Here is a 20,477-nt window from a genome sequence, read left to right on the forward strand (position 1 = left end):
TGTTCGTGCAGGACTCAATAACGTTGACATAAGGGGACAAAAACGAAGCGTGTGTTGCGCGCTCGACGAATGAATTCAATTGCTTGAAGTAGCGAAGCCCTCGGCCACTTAGTACGGCTCAGCTATTGCATTTCTGCTTGTTCACCTGCCGCCTATCCACGTCGTCATCTCCGACGGGCCTTCAATTGGGAAATCTCATCTCCAGGTGAGTTTCGCACTTAGATGCTTTCAGCGCTTATCTCGTCCCAGCGTAGCTACCCGGCGCTGCACCTGGCGGTACAACCGGCGCACCAGCGGCTGGTCCATCCCGGTCCTCTCGTACTAAGGACAGGTCCTGTCAAATTTCCAACGCCCACCACAGATAGGGACCGAACTGTCTCACGACGTTCTGAACCCAGCTCGCGTGCCACTTTAATCGGCGAACAGCCGAACCCTTGGGACCTTCTCCAGCCCCAGGACGTGACGAGCCGACATCGAGGTGCCAAACCTCCCCGTCGATATGAGCTCTTGGGGGAGATCAGCCTGTTATCCCCGGCGTACCTTTTATCCTTTGAGCGATGGCCCTTCCATGCGGAACCACCGGATCACTATATCCGTCTTTCGACCCTGCTCGGCTAGTCGGCCTCACAGTCAAGCCCGCTTCTGCTATTGCGCTCTGCGTACGGTTACCAAGCGTACTGAGCGGACCTTTGAAAGCCTCCGATACTCTTTTGGAGGCGACCACCCCAGTCAAACTACCCAGCAGCCACTGTTCTCTGGAATCCAGAGTTAGGCATCAGGCACGGCAAGGGCGGTATTTCAACGGTGGCTCCCCGAGAACTAGCGTCCCCGGCTCAGCGCCTCCCGCCTATGCTACACATGCCGAACCCAACACCAATGGCAACCTATAGTAAAGGTGCACGGGGTCTTTCCGTCCCGTGGCGGGTACTCGGCATCTTCACCGAGACTACAATTTCACCGAGCTCACGGCTGAGACAGCGCCCAGATCGTTACACCATTCGTGCAGGTCGGAACTTACCCGACAAGGAATTTCGCTACCTTAGGACCGTTATAGTTACGGCCGCCGTTTACCGGGGCTTCGATTCAAACCTTCGCACCTTGCGGCACTAAGTTCCCCTCTTAACCTTCCGGCACCGGGCAGGTGTCAGGCCTTATACGTCCGCTTGCGCGTTAGCAAAGCCATGTGTTTTTGTTAAACAGTCGCCTGGGCCTTTTCACTGCGGCTTCTCTTGGTTGCCCAAGAGGAAGCGACCCTTCTCCCGAAGTTACAGGTCCATTTTGCCGAGTTCCTTGGCCGTGATTCACTCGAGCGCCTCAGGATACTCTCCTTGACTACCTGTGTCGGTTTGCGGTACGGGTGATAATGACATTAAAACGCTTAGCAGGTTTTCTTGGCAGTCGGATTAGGCACACTATCCGCGTGTCCCGAAGGACGTGCGGTACTATCAGCGTTCGGCTAGGTGGGCGTACTTAACTACCCTCCCAATACCTACGGCCTTCAACGGGCACTTCCGTCCGCCCGCGGTGCTTTCACTTCTGCGTCACTGCATCACTTGTCATCATCAGTACAGGAATATTAACCTGCTGTCCATCGAGTTCACCTTTCGGCTGCCCCTTAGGTCCCGACTAACCCAATTCCGATTAGCGTTGAATTGGAAACCTTAGTCTATCGGCGTGGGGGTTTCGCACCCCCATTATCGTTACTCATGCCTACATATGCTTTTCTCCACGCTCCAGCACGCCTGACGACGCACCTTCACCGCAAGGAGAATGCTCCCCTACCACGTAACCGTCTTGCAGGTTACATCCATTGCTTCGGTACCAGATTTGATGCCCGCGTATTATCGATGCCCGGTCGCTCGACCAGTGAGCTGTTACGCACTCTTTAAAGGAATGGCTGCTTCCAAGCCAACCTCCTGGCTGTCAAAGCAACTGGACCTCCTTTGTTCAACTTAATCTGGATTTAGGGACCTTAGCAGATGGTCTGGGTTCTTTCCCTCTCGGCCGGGGACCTTAGCACCCCAGGCCTCACTGCCGTGTATAGCCGCTGGCATTCGGAGTTCATCAGGATTCGGTAGGCTCTGACACCCCCTAGTCCTATTGGTAGCTCTACCTCCAACGACCTCACCACGACGCTGTACCTCAATACATTTCGGGGAGTACGAGCTATTTCTCAGTTTGATTGGCCTTTCACCCCTACCCACAAGTCATCGAAATCCTTTTCAACGGAAACTCGTTCGGTCCTCCAGTGCGTGTTACCGCACCTTCAACCTGCTCATGGGTAGCTCACCAAGTTTCGCGTCTACCCCCCCCGACTCCGCGCCCTGTTCAGACTCGCTTTCGCTGCGGCTCCTTGACTCAAGTCAATTAACCTTGCCGGGGAGGAGTAACTCGTAGGCTCATTATGCAAAAGGCACGCTATCAGGAGACGAACTCCCTCTAACTGCTTGTAAGCACACGGTTTCAGGTTCTTTTCACTCCGGTATTCCCGGTTCTTTTCACCTTTCCCTCACGGTACTAGTTCACTATCGGTGTCTGAGGAGTATGTAGCCTTAGCGGATGGTGCCGCTCGCTTCAGACGGGGTTTCTCCGGCCCCGCCCTACTCAGGGTATCGCTAGCGTGAATCAGAAGTGTCGCCTACGGGACTTTCACCCTCTCTGATGTGCTTTCCCAAGCACTTCGGCTACCTCGATTCAATCACATGTCGCGACCCTACAACCCCGGACTGGCCGTAACCAACCCGGTTTGGGCTCCTCCCCGTTCGCTCGCCACTACTTGGGGAATCATTGTTATTTTCTTTTCCTGCCGGTACTTAGATGTTTCAGTTCTCGGCGTTTGCCGCCGCGGGTCAAGCCCGTCGGCTCTTGGTTCTTCCAACCAAGGGGTTGCCCCATTCGGAAATGCGCGGATCACAGGGTATGTGCCCCTCCCCACGCCTTATCGCAGCTTATCGCGTCCTTCGTCGCCTCTCAGACCCTAGGCATCCCCCGTGTGCTCTTGCTTACTTCGCTTTCGTAATCACACTTGTAATTCCTGCATTGCTGCAGGCAAGCGCGCTACGCTTCGTTTTTGTTACCCCTTACGTCAAAGAACGTGTATCACTCTGGTATCTAGTGATGTCGAGGTTTGCTTCCTAATGAAGCAAACCGGTATTGCTGAATCCCGAACCTTTCAGACCACCTGGGCGAACCAAGTGGGCCTGCGTGGACTCGAACCACGGACCTCTACATTATCAGTGTAGCGCTCTAACCACCTGAGCTACAAGCCCGTATTCGGATTCAAAGATTATTTGAATGAAGGAAAAGACAAACGGTGTGACAACCGTAACACTACAATAAAAACTCACGAGTCGAACTGCTCCAGAAAGGAGGTGATCCAGCCGCACCTTCCGGTACGGCTACCTTGTTACGACTTAGCCCTAGTTACCTGTTCTACCCTAACCGGCTTCTGTGACGAGCACCGGCTTCAGGTCTACCAAACTTCCATGGCTTGACGGGCGGTGTGTACAAGGCCCGGGAACGTATTCACCGCGTCATTGCTGATACGCGATTACTAGTGATTCCAGCTTCACGGAGTCGAGTTGCAGACTCCGATCCGAACTGAGAACGGCTTTTCGGGATTGGCGCACCATCGCTGGTTGGCAACCCGCTGTACCGTCCATTGTAGCACGTGTGTAGCCCTAGGCGTAAGGGCCATGATGACCTGACGTCGTCCCCGCCTTCCTCACTGCTTGCGCAGGCAGTCTGTCTAGAGTCCCCGGCATGATCCGCTGGCAACTAAACATAGGGGTTGCGCTCGTTGCGGGACTTAACCCAACACCTCACGGCACGAGCTGACGACGGCCATGCAGCACCTTGCTTTGTGTCCCGAAGGAAAGCCTCATCTCTGAGGCGGTCACGCGCATTCTAGCCTAGGTAAGGTTCCTCGCGTATCATCGAATTAAACCACATGCTCCACCACTTGTGCGGGCCCCCGTCAATTCTTTTGAGTTTCACCCTTGCGGGCGTACTCCCCAGGTGGGATACTTAACGCTTTCGCTAAGCCACCGACCTTGTATCGCCGGCAGCGAGTATCCATCGTTTACGGCGTGGACTACCAGGGTATCTAATCCTGTTCGCTCCCCACGCTTTCGTGCCTCAGCGTCAGTTACAGTCTAGGCAGCTGCCTTCGCAATCGGGGTTCTGGAGGGTATCTATGCATTTCACCGCTACACCCTCCATTCCGCCGCCCTCGTCTGTACTCAAGCCGACCAGTTTCCAGGGCAGTTCCACTGTTGAGCAGTGGGCTTTCACCCCAGACTTAATCGGCCGCCTACGCACCCTTTAAACCCAATAAATCCGGACAACGCTTGCACCCTCCGTATTACCGCGGCTGCTGGCACGGAGTTAGCCGGTGCTTATTCACCAGGTACCGTCAGTGGAGGACGCATCCCCCTTTTTCTTCCCTGGCAAAAGCAGTTTACGACTCAGAAAGCCTTCATCCTGCACGCGGCATGGCTGGGTCAGGCTCTCGCCCATTGCCCAATATTCCCTACTGCTGCCTCCCGTAGGAGTCGGGCCCGTATCTCAGTGCCCGTGTGGGGGACCAGCCTCTCAGCTCCCCTAGCCATCGTCGCCTTGGTGGGCCGTTACCCCCCCAACTAGCTAATGGCACGCAACCCCATCCAATTCCAATAAATCTTTAACCACTGAGCGATGCCACTCTATGGTCTTATGCGGTATTAATCCGCCTTTCGGCGGGCTATCCCCCAGAACTGGGTAGGTTGGTTACGCGTTACGCACCCGTGCGCCACTATCTCCATTGCTAGAGACCGTTCGACTTGCATGTATTAGGCCTGCCGCTAGCGTTCATCCTGAGCCAAGATCAAACTCTCCATTGTAAAATGTTCTACACCCCGGCGAACCGGGGCTGATGTCGAGTGCGAATCCGACTCGTATTTGACGAGTTTTTATTCAATGTTACGTTTGGTTGTCAACTTGCCGAAGCAAGTCTTACCATTTGTCTTTTCCAAGCATTCAAAGAACGTGTGCCCGCTCCTATTGAGCGAACCGTGGGGCCTGGCGGCCGGTCATCTTCTCTTCCTTATTTTCCTTCTTTCGATTTGGGAGTGCAAAGGTAAGAAGAAGTTTTGAATTGTCAAGCTTTAGTAGGAAATTTTTTAATTTTTTCCTGTTTTGCTTTTCAACTCCTTCCGCCTCCTATCGAAGCGGGCTGCAAAGGTACGGCACTTTTTTCGGCTTTCACAACCTCTTTCGAAAATTTCTTTTCTAGGACTTTGCTCAGGCAGCACGAGTGGTAAGACAATCAAACCGCTTGTGAAGTTCCGTAATTGTCAAATTTTTTCAGACACTTTCTGATTTGAAGAACCCGCTGTCCGTTTGACGATTTGGGATTGCAAAAGTAGTGGGTTTTTTCGAGGCAAAAAAGGGTGGCGCTAATGTTTTCACTCCCTACAGCATGCAGCAGAGGCTTTCCGTCGGAGGGCAGCGTCTAAATCAGCGACTTACCCAGCACACTTTTTTGAGGTTTTTTAGCGAATCGGTTCAGATGCGAAGAACTCGGCCAAGTTGGGGCGGAACTGGCGGGGCCGCTGGGCTTCGTATTGCTGGATGGAGCGACCGAGTTGGGCTAGAAATGGCGAACCAATGGAGTCGTATTCGTAGGCCCCGTCGTTAATGATGCCGTCGCGGTTGACGTACAGCACGGTGCTAAGCATGAATTCGGACTGGTGGAGGGAATCGGCGAAGTAGGCGACGTCGGCGAGGTAACCGTGCGACATGCCCACTACATTATAGATATGCAGGCCGGATTGGCGGGGAAGCGTGGGGCTGCGGCCGTAGTAGAGGTACTTCTTATAAGCGTCGAAGTAGCGCGATGCGGCGTAGGGATGGAAGCCGGACTCATGCGGGGTGGCGTGGAGGTAACGGCGAAGGAAGGCGTAATCGGTCGGGGTTAGGTTAAACCGCTGGCTTGGGGGAACGGAGGCCGGGAATAGAATGCTCTGAAGCAGCGCGGTGATATCGCCCAGGGGGAGATGGTTGGCAGTTGTAAAATCGTAGGGTTCGAGGATAATGCGGCCACCGGCCTGGTGGGCGCGGCCTTTGAGGACCCGGCCGAGGGGGCTGGTGTAGGAAATAAGATTGACTTTGGCTGGCTCCTTATATAAGGTGTCGCCTTGACGGGTGTGAAAGCTGATGGGGTTGGTGTGGCGGTTGGCGGTGGTATCGCAGGGGGCGAAGCGGCGGGTGATGCGGACGTTGGGATAACCGATCTGGGCGAGGCGGTCGTTGAGGGGGCGCTGGCCCAGAAACTCGTAGAGGCGATTGTAGGCGAGGTTATCACTCACAAGGAGCATTCGCTTGATGTAGTTTCCGACGGTGGCGGCCTGGTCGGAATCGGCGGGGGCAGCGAACTGGACGGGGGTTTGGCAGCGAAAGGCGGTGCCGGTGGCCATGATGGTGCGGCGCGTTACCCCGGGCTTGTTGAGCTGATTTAGCTTTTCGAGGGAGAGAGCGGCCACCGGGAGCTTTACCAGACTGGCGGGGTTGAAGTACTGGCGGGGGTTGAGGTAGTAGGTGTGGGGCGTGAAGGTTGGACGGTTTTGGGCGTCGCGGTTGATTTGGGTGTAGATAATTTGGAGCTCATAGGTATCGGGGCGGGCTATTACTTGAGCTAGCTGCGGATTGGCGTGGAGCAAGCTATCCAGTAAGGGCGAGTTGGTGGAAGCTGCGCCCCCACCCTGCCTCTGTTTATTGAAGAGAAGAGGTATCAGACGGGTGGTAGAGGCTTGAGCTGCCAAAGCGGCGATAAGCAGCCCAAATGCTACTTCTATTATATAGTATCGATAAGCGCGCAACTGATAGGGTAATTTCATAGCAGCTAGAAATAAAAAGGGCCATGGTGTTGCCACCACGGCCCTGGGAGGCAGTTGTTATGGGAATCTAGTCGGCCAGTGGGATGAGGCGGCGGGCCAGGAGAAGGTTGGAGTCGGTTTGGCGCCAATTGTAGCCGGTGCCGAAGGGCAGGGCTTTGGGACGGTGGAGGGTGTCGGTGTAAGCGGCAGTGAGCTCGGGCTGGTAGTGCTTGGCGAAAAGGTTGATGGGGCGCTTGTATGTGCCGTAGTAATTGAACTGCCAGGCACCTTTTTGGAAGAACTTCATGGCGATGCCGGAGTCATCCTGCAGGATATAGCGGCTGTGGCGCAGCACCAGGCGGCGAACCTCGCTGAAATAAAGCTTGTGCATGAGATACGTGGCCGACTTGACGTAGGTGGTCAGCGGACCCAGCGAACGCACGAACTGGATGGGAGCCGGCTTGACTTGCAGGCCGTGGTTGCTGAGGTCGGTGGAGAAGTAATAGACGGTCTTGGGCTGGCCGTCGGGGCTGCGGAGCTTCATTTCGACGCCGGGCACGGCTTTCGGATGGGCAGCTTGGGTGGTATCGGTGGGGGCGTCGGTAAGTTGGCCGCTAGCATCGAGCTGCACGGGACGGATGGCAATGATTTGGTTGCCGGTGCGGGCGGCGAAGAGCATCATCAGCGGCAGGGCACCATCGAGCTCTACCGATTTCAGGTCCACGGCCATGTCATTGGTACGGAAAAAGCTGAAGTTGAGCACTGACCAGAGCGAGGCCTTGACGGCGGGAAACAGCTTGGGGCTTTCCAACGACGTGCGGGCCGGCACGCTGCCCACGGGCTCGAGGCCCATCAGCACGTAGGTTTGGCTGGTGGGGAACATCGTGAAGACGTTCAGGAAATCGGGGCCGCTAAAGGGGTAAAAGATGGTGGGGCTGCTGCGGTGCACTTCGTCCAGCTCGGTGCTGGCCCACTTGGTCATGCTGGTGGTGTGGGTGGCGCGGTATTTAGCCCAACTTCTGTCCTGGTCGGTGGCGAAGGCCTGCCACGCCGGCTGCGCGGCGAGCTTGGCGAGGTCGCTGTTTTGGCTGGGGCGCTGGCCGCCGAGAAAGGACGCGACGTCCTGGGCGTATGCGGTATCTGGGGCGGTGAGGCGTTTGGGCTGCGGAGCAGCTGGTGGAGTTGCGGGCTTGGTGGAATCCATGGCAGCGGCCGTAGAAGCCATGGTTTCTTCGGCGGCAGGCGCGGTTTTAGAAACCATTTCGGTTTTGGTGTTCGACTCGGAGCAAGCGGTGAGCAGAAGCAAAGCGGACGGCAGGAACCGAAGCGCAGCGGTGCGGAAGTACATTATATAGTAGCGTATTAAATACAACCGGCATCAGGGGATGAAGCCGGCAGATGAGTCCGCAAGTTACGGCAGGGCTTTAGCCTTGGACCACTGGAACAGGACGCGCGGTGCGCATGGCCAGGAAATATACCAGCAGCCCCACGCCCAAAGTGCCCAGGCCGTAGAGGGATTCGGTGGGTTTGTCTCGCAGAATAAACGCCAGCGTCCAGCCGCTCAAGCCCAGAAAGGTGAGGGGGGTGATGGGGTAGCCCCACGCACGATACGGACGCTCCAAGTCCGGCCGGCGCCACCGGAGGACGAACAAACCCAGCACAGTGAGGAAAGTAAATAGATTGAGCACAAAGCCCGCGTAAACCAGTACTTCCTTGAAGCTGGGCTTGAGCACAAAAGCCAGGGTGATGACCGTTTGGAGCAGGAGTGCACGCACGGGGATGCCGGCACGGCTGCGCGGCGCCAGCCAGCGCAACGCCGGGATGTCCTCCCCCATCGTCTGGACGATGCGGGGGCCGGCGAAAATCATGGAACTGATGGTGGAAACGAGCAAAGCCGCGATGACACCGCCCATCAACCGGCCACCCAAAGGACCAAAAAGCGAAGTTGCCGCTACAAAGCCGACTTCAACCTGACCACTCAACCCAGCCAGCGGCGTGGAGCGCAGGAACACATAGTTTAGCCCAACATATAGGAGGAGTACGACGGCGGTACCGGCCAGCAGGATGCGCGACAGGTTGCGTTTAGGATTTTCAATTTCGCCGGTGACGTACACTGCGGCGTTCCAACCGGAATAGGCGTAGCTCACATACACCAACGAAACGGCAAAGGTTGGGCTGAGCATTGCCTGCCAACCCGCGGCATCAGGCACGAAACTTAGCGGCTGCCCCTCTCCTACTACCATGCCAGCGCCAATGAAAACGACTAGTACCACTACTTTCAGGGCGGTGATAATTACTTGCATTCGGCTACCGATGCGGGTGCTGCTGCCGTGGACAACGGTTAGGAAGAGCACCACGGCTACTGAAAGCCAGGTGGGCTGCAGCGTGGGGAACAAGCTCTTGGCGTATTCGCCCAGTGCCAACGCGGCCAATGCTGTGGGCGCCGCAAAGCCCACGGTGGCCGAGACCCAACCTGATAGGAAACCCAGTGCGGGGTGATAAATCTGGCTCAAGTAATGGTATTCGCCGCCCGAACGGGGCATGGCAGCGGCCAGTTCGCCGTAGCATACGGCCCCGCACAGCGCAATCAGACCTCCCACCAGCCACAGCATCAGCAGTGCGAAGCCGCTTTGGATGCCCATCACCTGAAATCCCAGGCTAGTAAAAACTCCCGTGCCCACCATGTTGGCGATGACGATGGCCGCGCCGGTGAGGAAGGTGATTTTGTAAGGAGCGTTGAGCGAAGAAGGCATACTGAGGAACTTAACTCCTCAAAGATGCGGGCATCTGCCGGGATTACTGGTCGGTAAGCCTGTGCGTGGTATTCGCATTGCTGCTGCAACGGCTGCTAGAACTGGACTTATAGCGCCACGTAGCGTTAGGAATTATCCGTTTTAGCTCAAGCCAGTTCGCTATTTACCTTGGGCTTTTTGTAGAGCGGCACGGTGCTGCACGGCTCTCCATACATGATGCTGCTGGCTACCGGGAGCAGCTTTTGCATGATGGCAACGTAGGCGTAAGTGGGTACAGGCACGTTGCCGCAACCTTTTACTACCACCTTGGCATCGCGGTATTCTTCCGCGTCGATAGCCGCAATGGCTTCCTGGAACAAGGCTTGCTCCAAGGCATCCAAATTGCCGAACACGTAGCGGTGGGCGTGGTTTTGCAGCTTGGTGGCGAGCAGCATGTAGGCCCAGGTGGGCACAATGGCATCGGCCGAGCAGATGATGGCTACGTTCTTGCCATCGTATTGTGTCCAATCGTTGGTTTTGATGAACTCGCGGAAATCCTTTTCGCGCAGAATGAGCCCGTGGAATAGGTTTTCCTTGATGTCGTACACCACCCGCTCGCCGGGATGAATGAATTCTTCCAGATTCAGGGTAACGAGGCCGCTATTGGCGACGCGGTTGACGAAGAGGGGTTCCATGCTCGTGGGTAGTTAGTGCCTATCGAAGCAGGCGGCGTCAGGCTTTCAATGACGGGCTGCTAGTTGCCTTTCGGCGTAGTGGTATATACTTCTTTTAAATAAAACGGCTCGTAATAAGCCACGTCCTGGAATTCCTGACGGTGGTACGCCGCCACGGCCAACGCCCCTACGGATACCGCCGATGGCTCAATACCCGTCAGAAAACCAGCGTGGGGATGCTCGCCCAGCAACGCTTGAAACTTCGTAGCGCCGTGACCAAAGAATAACACGGAATGGGTAGCCAATTGTTCGGCCAGCGTGCCGGCTTCCAGCAGAAGTGGCGTGGGCGCCAGCACTTCCTCTCCTTCGCGGGTGTAAAGGGCGGCATAAACCTCCATACGCCGGGCATCCAGCATGGGGCAATACAGAAAATTCTCCGGTGAAGCGGTGCCCACGGCTACTTGAACTGCCAGCGCGCGCAGCGTGCTGATGGCTATTAAAGGAATATCCAGCGCGAAGCATAAGCCCTTGGCCGCGGCGCCGCCAATGCGGAGGCCAGTGTAGGAACCAGGACCGTCGCTCACGGCGATGGCGGCGAGGTCGCTCAACTGGTGGCCTGTATTGGCGAGCAACTGCTCAATTAAGACGGTGAGGTGCGTGGAGTGCGACTTATCAAGGCGCAGTTCCGATTGGCCGACGAGGGTGGCATCGGCTACGCGATGCAGGGCGACGGAGCAAACCGGGGACGAAGTTTCGAGCGAAAGGAGAAGCGTCGGCATTTGGATTGACACAAAAAAGCAGACCCTACTAGAGTCTGCTTTTTGTTTGGTTGAGCAAAATTACTTCGTTCCGGCCGACTTTCTAGCGCTGGCGGCCTGACCTGTGGGCTTAAGCAAAGCCGCGTACCGGTTGGGGTCGTTGAGCACCGACACAGCGGCGATGATGTTGGGGTCATCGTCGAAGCCGGCTTCGGTGCGGCCTTTCTCGAAATAGTAGCGCGATACGATTTCCTGCTCCAGCAGCTCCTTGATTTCGGGCTTGAAGCGCTGCAGGTCGTTGGCTTTGTTGACGGTCACCTTCTTGCGAATGGCTTCGAGTTCGGCTTTCACGTCGTCGTAGTGCTTCTCTTCCTTTACCTTCTTGCCAAGGTCGGCGAGGGCTTTTTCGGCGTCGGTGCTGTAGCTGAGGTTCTTGCTCTGCAAGTAGGTCACGAACTTCTGGTAATCGGTATCGGACAAATGGAAAGCACGGGCCGGCGGAATCGTAGTATGCTCGGCGCGGAAACGCGTGGCGTAGTCGAAGAGGTAGCTTTTCTGGAGCAAGGTGCGCGTGATGTCCGCGATTTCGCGGTCCTGCACTTCAATGTCCGGAGCTACGCCACCGCCGTCGTACACGGTACGGCCCGCGGTGGTCTTGAAAGCGGTGCGCAAGGAATCGGGGAACTTACCGAGCGAGCCGTCGTCGGCGCGGTGGGCGTAGTCAATTTCCTGAATGCAGCGGCCGCTGGGAATATAGTATTTGGCCGTGGTCACCTTCAGTTGCGAGTTGTAGCTCAGCGGGCGGGTGGCTTGCACTAAGCCTTTGCCGAAGGTGCGCTCGCCTACCAGCACGGCGCGGTCGTAGTCCTGCAACACGCCCGACACGATTTCGGAAGCCGAAGCCGAGCGATTGGAGGTGATGATGGCCAGCGGAATCTGGGTATCGAGGGGCTGGTCGAGGGCTTTGTAGGTTTTGTTCCACTCCGTCACCTTGCCCTTGGTGCTCACCACGTCCAGGCCTTTGTCGATGAAGAGATTGGAAATGTTCACCGCTTCGTTGAGCAAACCGCCGGGGTTGTCGCGGATGTCGAACACGATTTTCTTCGCGCCCTGCTCTTTGAGCTTGGTGACGGCGGCGCGCACTTCCCGGCCGGCATCTACCGTAAAGCCCCCGAGCTGGAAGTAGCCCACATCGCCGGTTATCATGCCGATGTAGGGCACGTTGTCCACTTGAATTTTATCGCGGGTGATGTCGATTGCCACCGGCTTTTCCTGCCCGTAGCGCGTCACCATCAGCTTCACCACCGAATTGGCCTGGCCCTTGAGGAGCTTGCTAATATCGGAGTTGCTCTTCTTGTCGACCACCACGCCGTTGATGTCGAGGATTTCGTCGCCGGGGAGCAGGCCGGCTTTCTGGGCCGGGTAGCCTTCGTAGGCGGCTTGCACCACGGTCTTGCCGTTGCGCTTCACCACCGACGCCCCAATGCCGCCGTACTGGCCGGTGGTCATGGTGCGGAAGTCCTCAATATCGTCCTCCGGAATGTAGTTCGTATACGGGTCGAGCGAGCGCAGCATGCCGTCGATGCCCGTTTTCACCAGTTTAGCGGGCGTTATCTCGTCCACATAATAGGTATTCACCTCCTTAAATAAGGTGACGAAGATGTCCAGGTTTTTGGCAATCTCGAAGTACCGCTCGTTGTCGGAAGCAGCCCGGAACGACACGAGGCCCAACGTACCGACGGCCAGGGTAGCGAGTAGTTTTTTACGGATAGTCATAAAAATACAGGTAGCAAGTAGGCGAATCTACGGGGCGGGCGGCGGAGCGAATGCTCCCACCGTTGTGCCTGATAAACGATGGATTGCGGAAATTAATTTTTTTTCCACCAACGATAGAGGGCTTTTTTCCTTACCCGTGAAGATAATACCTAGAAGAGCGACTTGATGCCCGCCGGGTTGCTCCACCAACCGATATTTATTGAGCCGATACGCCTCCCGAATGAGCCGCTTGAGGCGGTTGCGGTCGACGGCCCGCTTGAAGGTGCGCTTGCTCACACTGATGAGTACCTGCGGCGGCGCGGCCGTGGGCGCCGGGCTAGCCACCCAAACAATGCGCAGGGGGTAAACGCCGAAAGAGGAACCCTGCTTGCTAAAAAGCTCTTCGATGAGCTTCTTGCGACACAGGTGTTCCTCTTTCGGGAAGGTATAGCGCCGGGTAGGCGCTGCTCCGGTAACCCCAGCCCCCGGCTCCTTCTCCGGAGGAGAGGGCAAGCCCGGCGATTGTGGTTCTTGCATAAAGTGAGCTATTAGCTAACAGCTTTCAGCTAATAGCCTACTGCTAGCGCTTGTGCTTGCCTTCGTCGGATACGGTGAGGCGCTTGCGGCCTTTGGCGCGACGGCGGGCCAGCACGTTACGGCCGTTGGCGGTTTCCATGCGGAGACGGAAGCCGTGCTTGTTAACACGCTTGCGCTTCGAAGGCTGATAGGTACGTTTCATGGTAAGTCTAGTTTCGAGTTGGGCCGGCAAAGGTACGGGCTTTCTCTGGAAAAGGCAAGGTCCTCAGACACTTTTACCGGCAATAGGCGTGCTCGCAGTAGCTTTAGCCACTTTTACCCCCTTTCGACGATGATTCAATACCGCGTTTCCTTCGAGAACCCTCTTACGTTTTACCTCCAAATTGAGCTGACGCTGGACGTGGCGGCCGAGGCCACTGCGCCGCTGGAGCTGCAGCTGCCTGCCTGGCGCCCGGGCCGCTACGAGCTGCAGAACTTTGCCCAGAAGATTCACAAAGTAGAGGTGTTTGATGCGGCCAGCGGCCAGCCCCTGCCCTACGGCAAGCTCACCAAAGACCGCTGGGAAATAGCCAACGTGGCCGGCCGCACGGTGCAAGTGCGCTACAACTTCTACGCCCACCAGATGGACGCCGGCGGCTCCTGGCTCGACGAGTCGCAGCTGTACCTGAACCCCGTGCAGGCCTTCATGTACGTGGAGGACCGCCAGCAGGAAGCCTGCGACCTGACCCTGGCCATTCCCGAAGGCTGGCAAATAGCCTGCGGCCTCCCGCAAACCGCCCCAAATGTGCTAACGGCGCAGGATTTTGACCAACTGGCCGACTCGCCGCTCATTGCCAGCCCCACGCTGACGCACCGGCAGTACGAGGCCGGTGGGCTGCCCTTCCACGTGTGGGTGCAGGGCGAGGCCGAGCTGAACTGGCCGCAGCTGCTGGCCGATTTCAAGGCTTTTTCGGAAGAGCAGTTGCGGCTATTCGGCGGCTTCCCGGTGGCCGATTATCACTTCCTGAACCAGTTTTTGCCCTACAAGCACTACCACGGTGTGGAGCACAACAACTCGACGGTGATTACGCTGGGCCCGGCCGAGCTGATTATGAGCGAGGGCCTGTACAAGGAATTGCTGGGCGTGAGCTGCCACGAACTGTTCCACACCTGGAACATCAAGAGCATCCGGCCGGCCGAGATGCAGCCCTACGACTACAGCCGCGAGAACTACTTCCGCACGTGCTTCATTGCCGAAGGCATCACGACCTACTACGGCGAATACCTGCTGGCCCGCAGCCACGTGCGCACGCCAGCTCAATATTTTGAGGAGCTGAACACGGTGCTGCGCAAGCACTACGACGACGCCGGCGGCGAAAACCTTTCGCTGGCCGACGCCTCCATGGACCTCTGGCTCGACGGCTACAAGTCGGGCGTGCCCGACCGCAAGGTGTCGGTGTACCACAAGGGCGCGCTGGCGGCGCTGATTCTGGACCTGACGCTGCGGCAGCTTTCCGGCCACGCCCGCAGCCTCGACGACGTGATGCGGCGGCTGTACGAGGAATTTGGCAAAACTGGCATTGGCTACACCGAGGCCGACTACATCCGGATTGTAAACGAGGTGGCCGGGCGCGACATGCACGTGTATTTCGACAAGTTTATCTACGGCACCGCGCCGCTTACCGAGCCCTTGGACAAGCTGCTGCACACGGTGGGCTGCCGGCTGCTGATGGCCGAAAACGGCTCGGCCTCGGAAGGCACGTTCGGCTTCCGCACGGTGGTGAAAAACGAACGGACCGAGGTGACGGCGATTTGGCCCAATTCGCCCGCGGCCGCAGCCCTAACGGTGGACGACGAAATTGTGGCCGTCAACGGTCGTCGCGTCGACATGAACCTGCAGTCCTTGCTCAACAACGGCGCCCCGAGCTACGAAGTCGCGGTGTTCCGCCAAAACCGCTTGCTCACGGTGCAGCTGGCGGCGGTGCCGGGCGTCAGCTTTGGGCAGCGCTACGCGGTGGACAAGCTGGAAACGGCCAGCCCAACGCAGCAGGAAAGCTTTGCCCATTGGTTGGGCTGGGATTTTTAGCGACGTCCCATAAAGCAAAAAAGCCCCGCCAAGTGAATTGGCGGGGCTTTTTTAATTCGGTTTTCTAAAGTTAATCGGCTTTGCGGCCGGGCCCTTTTTTGGCGTTGGTGCTGTCTATCGACATGGGCGCATTGCCTTGGGGGTTGCTGCGGGGCTTATTGGCCTGGGTATGGCGCACTTCGTTGAAGTTGCCGCCGGGCGTGTTGCCTTTGGTTTCGTTACCCTGTTCCGTCAAGTGATTTTGGTTGACGTTTTGGTTGGTCGCCGATTTCACTTTGGGGGTTGCCGTCTTTTTGTGATGCTCGTTTTCGAAGGGCACCACCGAAGGCTTTTCGTCAGTCTGGCCGGGAGTTTTCTTAGTAGGCATGGTGTGAAAAGCAAAAGTGGAGTGGATATTCCTTTTACCTACACCGTCTCGAAAGAGTTGTGCTTTTAAGACGTTTCGCCTGCTTAAACTGCGGGCACGTTGGCCAAAGCAGCAGCGGGCACCACTTTCACCAGCTCGGCAAACAGTGCCTCGCGGGCTTCCACTTCCTCGGCGGTGAGGTTGAGCAGGCGCTCGGTGCCGAATTTCTCGACGCAGAACGAAGCCATGGCCGAGCCGTGAATGACGGCGCGCTTCATGTTTTCGAAGCTGATGTCGTCGGTCGCGGCCAAGTGGCCAATGAAACCGCCCGCGAACGTGTCGCCGGCGCCGGTCGGGTCGAATACTTCTTCCAGCGGCAATGCGGGCGCGTAGAACACCTTGTTTTTGTGGAAGAGCAGGGCGCCGTGCTCGCCTTTCTTGATGATGAGAAACTTCGGCCCCATGGCCATGATTTTCTTGGCAGCCTTCACCAGCGAGTACTCGCCGCTGAGCTGGCGGGCTTCTTCGTCGTTGATGCTGAGCACGTCCACCATTTCGATGGTGGCGATGAGCTCTTCCAGGGCAATGTCCATCCAGAAGTTCATGGTGTCCATCACAATTAGCTTGGGCCGGTTGACGAGGCGCTGGATGACCAGGCGCTGCACCTGCGGGGCCAGGTTGCCCAGCATCAGGTACTTGCAGTCCTGGTAGCTATCGGGAATGATGGGGTCGAAATCGGCCAGCACGTTGAGCTCCGTCACCAGGGTTTCGCGCGAGTTGAGGTCCCGCGAGTACTTGCCCGACCAGAAAAACGACTTCTCGCCCTGCTTCACCTGCAGGCCTTCCACGTCCACGCCGTGCTCTTCGAGCAGCAAGATGTCAGACTGCGGAAAGTCTTCGCCCACTACGGCCACCAATTTCACGGGCTTTACCGAATAAGAAGCTGAGAGGCCGATAAACGTGGCAGCACCACCGATGATTTTGTCGGTTTTGCCGAAGGGCGTTTCGATGGCGTCGAATGCAACGCTGCCGATGACGAGTAGACTCATGTACTTAATGTTTAGGGTGTTGTCGAGTTAAATAGGTGCTGATTGAAGGGCTGAGCAATGGGCCGAAACCAACCACCGCGCGGCAATCCACACTACAACGTTCGGCAATTAAAAAAAAAGTCCCCGGAAATCTCCGGGGACTTAATTAATGGGTAAATAATGGGGCTCGAACCCACGACCTTCGGAATCACAATCCGACGCTCTAACCAGCTGAGCTATATCTACCGTGTTGGTTTTGGTGGTGCAAAGATAGAAAAGGAAGCGGGATTGGGCAAAAAAAGTTCTGAGGGAGGATGATTTGATGGCTCAGTTGATAGAGACCGTCATGCTGAGCGCAGCCGAAGCATCTCGCCCACATCATTGAACGATTGATTTAGTGACAGCCCGTGAGATGCTTCGGCTGCGCTCAGCATGACGGTCTTTTTGTATCGGGTTCTGTCGGGGCAAAGGCTCTCCGCTTCAAAAAGCCGACCTTTGCAGAATGGAACCCAATACCACCCCATCGTTCAACGATTTCAAGCTCAACAAACAACTTCTTTCAGCGGTAGCCGAAGCGGGCTTTACGGAGCCTACGCCGGTGCAGCAACAGACCATCCCGCTGCTGCTGGCCGGGCACGACGTGCTGGGCATCGCCCAAACCGGCACTGGCAAAACCGCCGCTTTCGGCTTGCCCCTGCTCATGAAGGCCAAATACGCCCAGGGCACCAATCCCCGAGCCCTCGTGCTGGCTCCCACGCGCGAGTTGGCCATCCAGATTGAAACGCATTTGAAAGCGCTGGCCGTGCATACCGACCTGCGCATTTTCGCCATTTACGGCGGTTTAGGGCCGAAAACCCAGATTGAAACCATTGCCCAAGGCGTCGATGTGCTCATCGCCACGCCGGGCCGGCTGATGGAAATCTACCTGCGGGGCGACCTGGTGCTGCGCGAGCTGAAAACCTTCGTGATGGACGAGGCCGACAAGATGATGGACATGGGCTTCATGCCCCAGATTCGGCGCATTCTGGAGATTATTCCGCGCAAGCGGCAGAACGTATTGTTTTCGGCCACCATGCCAGAGCGCGTGACCTTGCTGAGCGAAGAATTCCTGGAGTTTCCGGTGCGGGTGGAAGTGAGCCCGCCGGCTAAAACCGCCTCTACGGTCACCCAGACGCTGTATCAGGCGCCCAACCTGCTCACGAAAATCAACCTGCTCAATTTCCTGCTGCACCGCGACGCCGAAACCATGACGCGGGTGCTGCTCTTCACCCGCACCAAGGAGCACGCTGACCAGGTGGCGCACTTTCTGGAGCGCAAAGCCCCTGCCGGCGAGGTGCGCGTGATTCACGGCAACAAAGGCCAGAACGCCCGCATGAACAGCATGGATGCCTTCCGGGCCGGCGAAGTGCGCTACATGGTGGCCACCGACGTGGCTGCGCGCGGCATCGACGTGCCGCAGGTGACGCACGTTATCAACTTCGACGTGCCCATTGTGCACGACGACTACGTGCACCGCATCGGCCGCACCGGCCGGGCCCAGCACATTGGGGCGGCCATCACCTTCGCCAACGAGGCGGAGATGGTGCACATCGGCGAGATTGAGACCCTTATCAACCAACAAATTGAGGTACTGCCGCTGCCCGAAGAAGTGACCATCGAGGAGACGCCGTTTGAGGAGCAGCAGAAGATGGGCCGTGAGCTCGACGAGCGCCGCAAGAAGCTGGACCCCACGTTCCAAGGAGCTTTCCACGAGAAGAAAGAGTGGATTAAGCCCGGCGTGACCATCGACAAGCGCACCGGCAAGCCGTTTCAGGAAGGCAAGAAAAAGAGCACCAAAGGCTCTAAGGCCAACGTGGGCAAGAAAGGCGGCTCGGCCCCGGGCGTGAAAGCCATCAAGGCGCGCAAGCGGCGGTAAGCCGTTAACAGAAATAGGCTTAAAGCCCGTCATGCTGAGCTTGCCGAAGCATCTCTACTGCGCAGCTAATCAGAGTTAGTGCTGCGGTAGAGATGCTTCGGCAAGCTCAGCATGACGGGCTTTACTGCTACAGTACTAGTGATGATGGTGCAACATGTGCCCGAAGTGCACGCTAATAAACGTGAGGGCACAACCCCAGAACACCGCGCTCCACAGCATGTGGAGCAAGATGCGGGCCCGCGGCACGCCCAGCAGCGTGGCGATGACGGTGCCGCCAATGGGAGTGAGCAGCAGCGGGGTAAGGAAGGCGATGCCCCCCATCCCAAACTTGCGAAACACCTTGATAATGTTGCGCGAGCGTTTCGTAAAGATGGGCTCGCGGCGCAAGCGTCGCTGCTTCTGCCGGTGCTGCATCCAGACGCGGCCGATGCCTGAGAAAATAAAGACGCTGGTCATCATGCCGGCCACGGTGAGGCCCATCGTGGGCCAGAAGTGCAGCCCCATGGAAGTGCCGGCCAGTGGGCCGCCCAAAAACTTGACCGTGCTCAACAAGAACACAGACGCGCATTTAACGGCGGGATGGAGCAAAACGAGGAGAAAAAGCAGGCGGTGATGAGTAAAAAGCAAAGCGGGGTGGACGCTTCGCAAAGATACCAAGTTTAAAGAGGGCTGGTTCCATAAACGCCGCTTGCAGGCCGCTTATTATGCTGTTTTGCCCAGCCTAAACGGTAGCGCACAGCCCAAACCCAGCTCTCTGGCCGGCCTGAAATCTTCACCTTTACCAGCCCGGCGCTTGGGCTGGACGCGTTGAGCTACTCGCCAAGCGGTGGCGTGGGCTAGAGCTTGCTGCCGTAGGAGAGGTCGCCCGCGTCGCCGAGGCCGGGCACGATGTAGGCGTGCTCGTTCAGGCGCTCGTCGATGGCGGCTACCCACAGGCTGGCTTCGGGAATCTCGCGGGCCACGTACGCTAGGCCCTCGGGCGAGGCAATGACGGCGGCGATGTGCACCTGCCGCGGCGTGCCGAAGCGCAGCATAGCCCGATAGGTTTGCACGAGGCTTTTGCCGGTGGCCAGCATGGGGTCGGCCAGAATAAGCACCCGCTCGTCGAGGCTGGGCGCCGACAGATAATCGACCTGTACCTGCACCTGGGCCGTGCCCTCGATGCGGTAGGCCGCCACGAAGGCGCTGGGCGACTGGTCGAAATAGTTGAGGAAGCCCTGGTGAAAGGGCAGGCCAGCGCGCAGCACGGTGGCCAGAATGGGAAAGTCGTGCAGCAGCTTGCCGCGGGTTTCGGCCAGGGGCGTCTGAATGGTTTGCTCGGTGTAGCTGAGGTGGGCGCTGATGCGGTAGGCAATGATTTCGCCCAGGCGCTGGAGGTTGCGGCGGAAACGGAGGCTGTCTTTTTGCACCTCTTTGTCGCGCAGCTCGGCCAGGAAATGGTTGGCGATGCTGGGCTCGGCACACACAACGTGCACATGGGCCAGGGCGTCGACCGTGTCGGCAGCGACGGGCACGGCTGCGTCGGCTGGTGCGGTAGAAAGTGGGGTTTTGGCCATGCTGCAAAAAGGGAAAGGAGGTGGAGCCAGGAATATAAACCTTGCTGTGGCCCCGAAGTTGGCACAAAAACCGGCGGCAGGCAAGAAATACCCGGTATCAGGCCTGCTTCAGCACCGGTTCAGGGTGGTCCAGGGCGTCCTCCTGGCGATGGCCCACAGAGGCTCAGCTTATCCGTACCAACGGCTTGCTGCGTAGGTTTGTTAAGAAATTGCCGCTCTTGACTTTCGTTGGGTCGTGCCGTTTCGCTTTTTATGAG

General features: G+C 57.4%; 14 protein-coding genes, 2 tRNA genes and 2 rRNA genes. 2 read left to right on the top strand and 16 right to left on the bottom strand.

Annotated elements, in window-relative coordinates; translation table 11 throughout:
• Positions 1-88: 88 nt before the first annotated feature.
• From AUC43_RS01710 to rpmH, 11 genes are all read right to left on the bottom strand, one after another.
• A 23S ribosomal RNA gene (locus AUC43_RS01710) occupies positions 89-3,012 on the bottom strand.
• 183 nt (positions 3,013-3,195) lie between these two features.
• Positions 3,196-3,269 (bottom strand) — tRNA-Ile (locus tag AUC43_RS01715).
• Between the two features lie 95 nt (positions 3,270-3,364).
• Positions 3,365-4,880: ribosomal RNA gene (locus AUC43_RS01720) — 16S ribosomal RNA — on the bottom strand.
• The 16S and 23S rRNA genes sit together here with 1 tRNA gene alongside, the layout of an rRNA operon.
• Positions 4,881-5,531: 651 nt before the next feature.
• Positions 5,532-6,698, bottom strand: a complete 1,167-nt coding sequence (locus AUC43_RS01725; RefSeq protein WP_068189033.1) for a serine hydrolase — start codon at positions 6,696-6,698, stop codon at positions 5,532-5,534.
• A gap of 244 nt (positions 6,699-6,942) precedes the next feature.
• On the bottom strand, positions 6,943-8,160 hold the full coding sequence (locus AUC43_RS01730) for a hypothetical protein (protein WP_157780878.1): 1,218 nt from the start codon (positions 8,158-8,160) through the stop codon (positions 6,943-6,945).
• A 118-nt stretch (positions 8,161-8,278) separates the two neighbouring features.
• Positions 8,279-9,607 carry an APC family permease gene (locus AUC43_RS01735; protein ID WP_068189038.1) on the bottom strand — a complete coding sequence of 443 codons (1,329 nt, stop codon included), beginning with the start codon at positions 9,605-9,607 and terminating at the stop codon, positions 8,279-8,281.
• A 146-nt stretch (positions 9,608-9,753) separates the two neighbouring features.
• Positions 9,754-10,281 (bottom strand): DUF2480 family protein, encoded by a 528-nt coding sequence (locus AUC43_RS01740; protein WP_068189039.1) that lies wholly within the window; start codon positions 10,279-10,281, stop codon positions 9,754-9,756.
• Between the two features lie 59 nt (positions 10,282-10,340).
• Positions 10,341-11,039 carry a tRNA (adenosine(37)-N6)-threonylcarbamoyltransferase complex dimerization subunit type 1 TsaB gene (gene tsaB / locus AUC43_RS01745; protein WP_068189041.1) on the bottom strand — a complete coding sequence of 233 codons (699 nt, stop codon included), beginning with the start codon at positions 11,037-11,039 and terminating at the stop codon, positions 10,341-10,343.
• Positions 11,040-11,099: 60 nt separating this feature from the next.
• Entirely contained in the window at positions 11,100-12,794 is a 1,695-nt protein-coding gene (locus tag AUC43_RS01750) for a S41 family peptidase (RefSeq protein ID WP_068189043.1), read from the bottom strand.
• 27 nt (positions 12,795-12,821) lie between these two features.
• On the bottom strand, positions 12,822-13,310 hold the full coding sequence (locus AUC43_RS01755) for a ribonuclease P protein component (protein ID WP_082684846.1): 489 nt from the start codon (positions 13,308-13,310) through the stop codon (positions 12,822-12,824).
• A 43-nt stretch (positions 13,311-13,353) separates the two neighbouring features.
• Positions 13,354-13,512: a 50S ribosomal protein L34 gene (gene rpmH / locus AUC43_RS01760; RefSeq protein ID WP_046246180.1), complete on the bottom strand. Its 159-nt coding sequence runs from the start codon at positions 13,510-13,512 to the stop codon at positions 13,354-13,356.
• A gap of 129 nt (positions 13,513-13,641) precedes the next feature.
• On the opposite strand from rpmH, the gene AUC43_RS01765 reads away from it, so the two are divergent.
• Entirely contained in the window at positions 13,642-15,375 is a 1,734-nt protein-coding gene (locus AUC43_RS01765) for a M61 family metallopeptidase (RefSeq protein WP_068189045.1), read from the top strand.
• Positions 15,376-15,445: 70 nt separating this feature from the next.
• Here AUC43_RS01765 and AUC43_RS01770 read toward each other — a convergent pair whose 3' ends face one another.
• From AUC43_RS01770 to AUC43_RS01780, 3 genes are all read right to left on the bottom strand, one after another.
• Entirely contained in the window at positions 15,446-15,742 is a 297-nt protein-coding gene (locus AUC43_RS01770; RefSeq protein ID WP_068189047.1) for a hypothetical protein, read from the bottom strand.
• An 83-nt stretch (positions 15,743-15,825) separates the two neighbouring features.
• On the bottom strand, positions 15,826-16,770 hold the full coding sequence (locus AUC43_RS01775; protein WP_068189049.1) for a PfkB family carbohydrate kinase: 945 nt from the start codon (positions 16,768-16,770) through the stop codon (positions 15,826-15,828).
• Positions 16,771-16,921: 151 nt separating this feature from the next.
• Positions 16,922-16,995: transfer RNA gene (locus tag AUC43_RS01780), tRNA-His, on the bottom strand.
• 256 nt (positions 16,996-17,251) lie between these two features.
• Between AUC43_RS01780 and AUC43_RS01785 the strand changes: the two genes are divergently transcribed.
• Entirely contained in the window at positions 17,252-18,664 is a 1,413-nt protein-coding gene (locus AUC43_RS01785; protein ID WP_068189051.1) for a DEAD/DEAH box helicase, read from the top strand.
• A 135-nt stretch (positions 18,665-18,799) separates the two neighbouring features.
• Here AUC43_RS01785 and AUC43_RS01790 read toward each other — a convergent pair whose 3' ends face one another.
• Together AUC43_RS01790 and upp are read right to left on the bottom strand one after the other, a co-directional pair.
• Positions 18,800-19,222 carry a hypothetical protein gene (locus AUC43_RS01790; protein WP_233254080.1) on the bottom strand — a complete coding sequence of 141 codons (423 nt, stop codon included), beginning with the start codon at positions 19,220-19,222 and terminating at the stop codon, positions 18,800-18,802.
• A 278-nt stretch (positions 19,223-19,500) separates the two neighbouring features.
• The gene (upp, locus tag AUC43_RS01795; RefSeq protein WP_082684847.1) at positions 19,501-20,220 is read right to left on the bottom strand and encodes a uracil phosphoribosyltransferase; all 720 of its coding nucleotides are present in this window, start codon (positions 20,218-20,220) and stop codon (positions 19,501-19,503) included.
• Positions 20,221-20,477: the final 257 nt, after the last annotated feature.

The organism is Hymenobacter sedentarius (assembly GCF_001507645.1).
GTDB classification, from domain to species: Bacteria; Bacteroidota; Bacteroidia; order Cytophagales; family Hymenobacteraceae; genus Hymenobacter; species Hymenobacter sedentarius.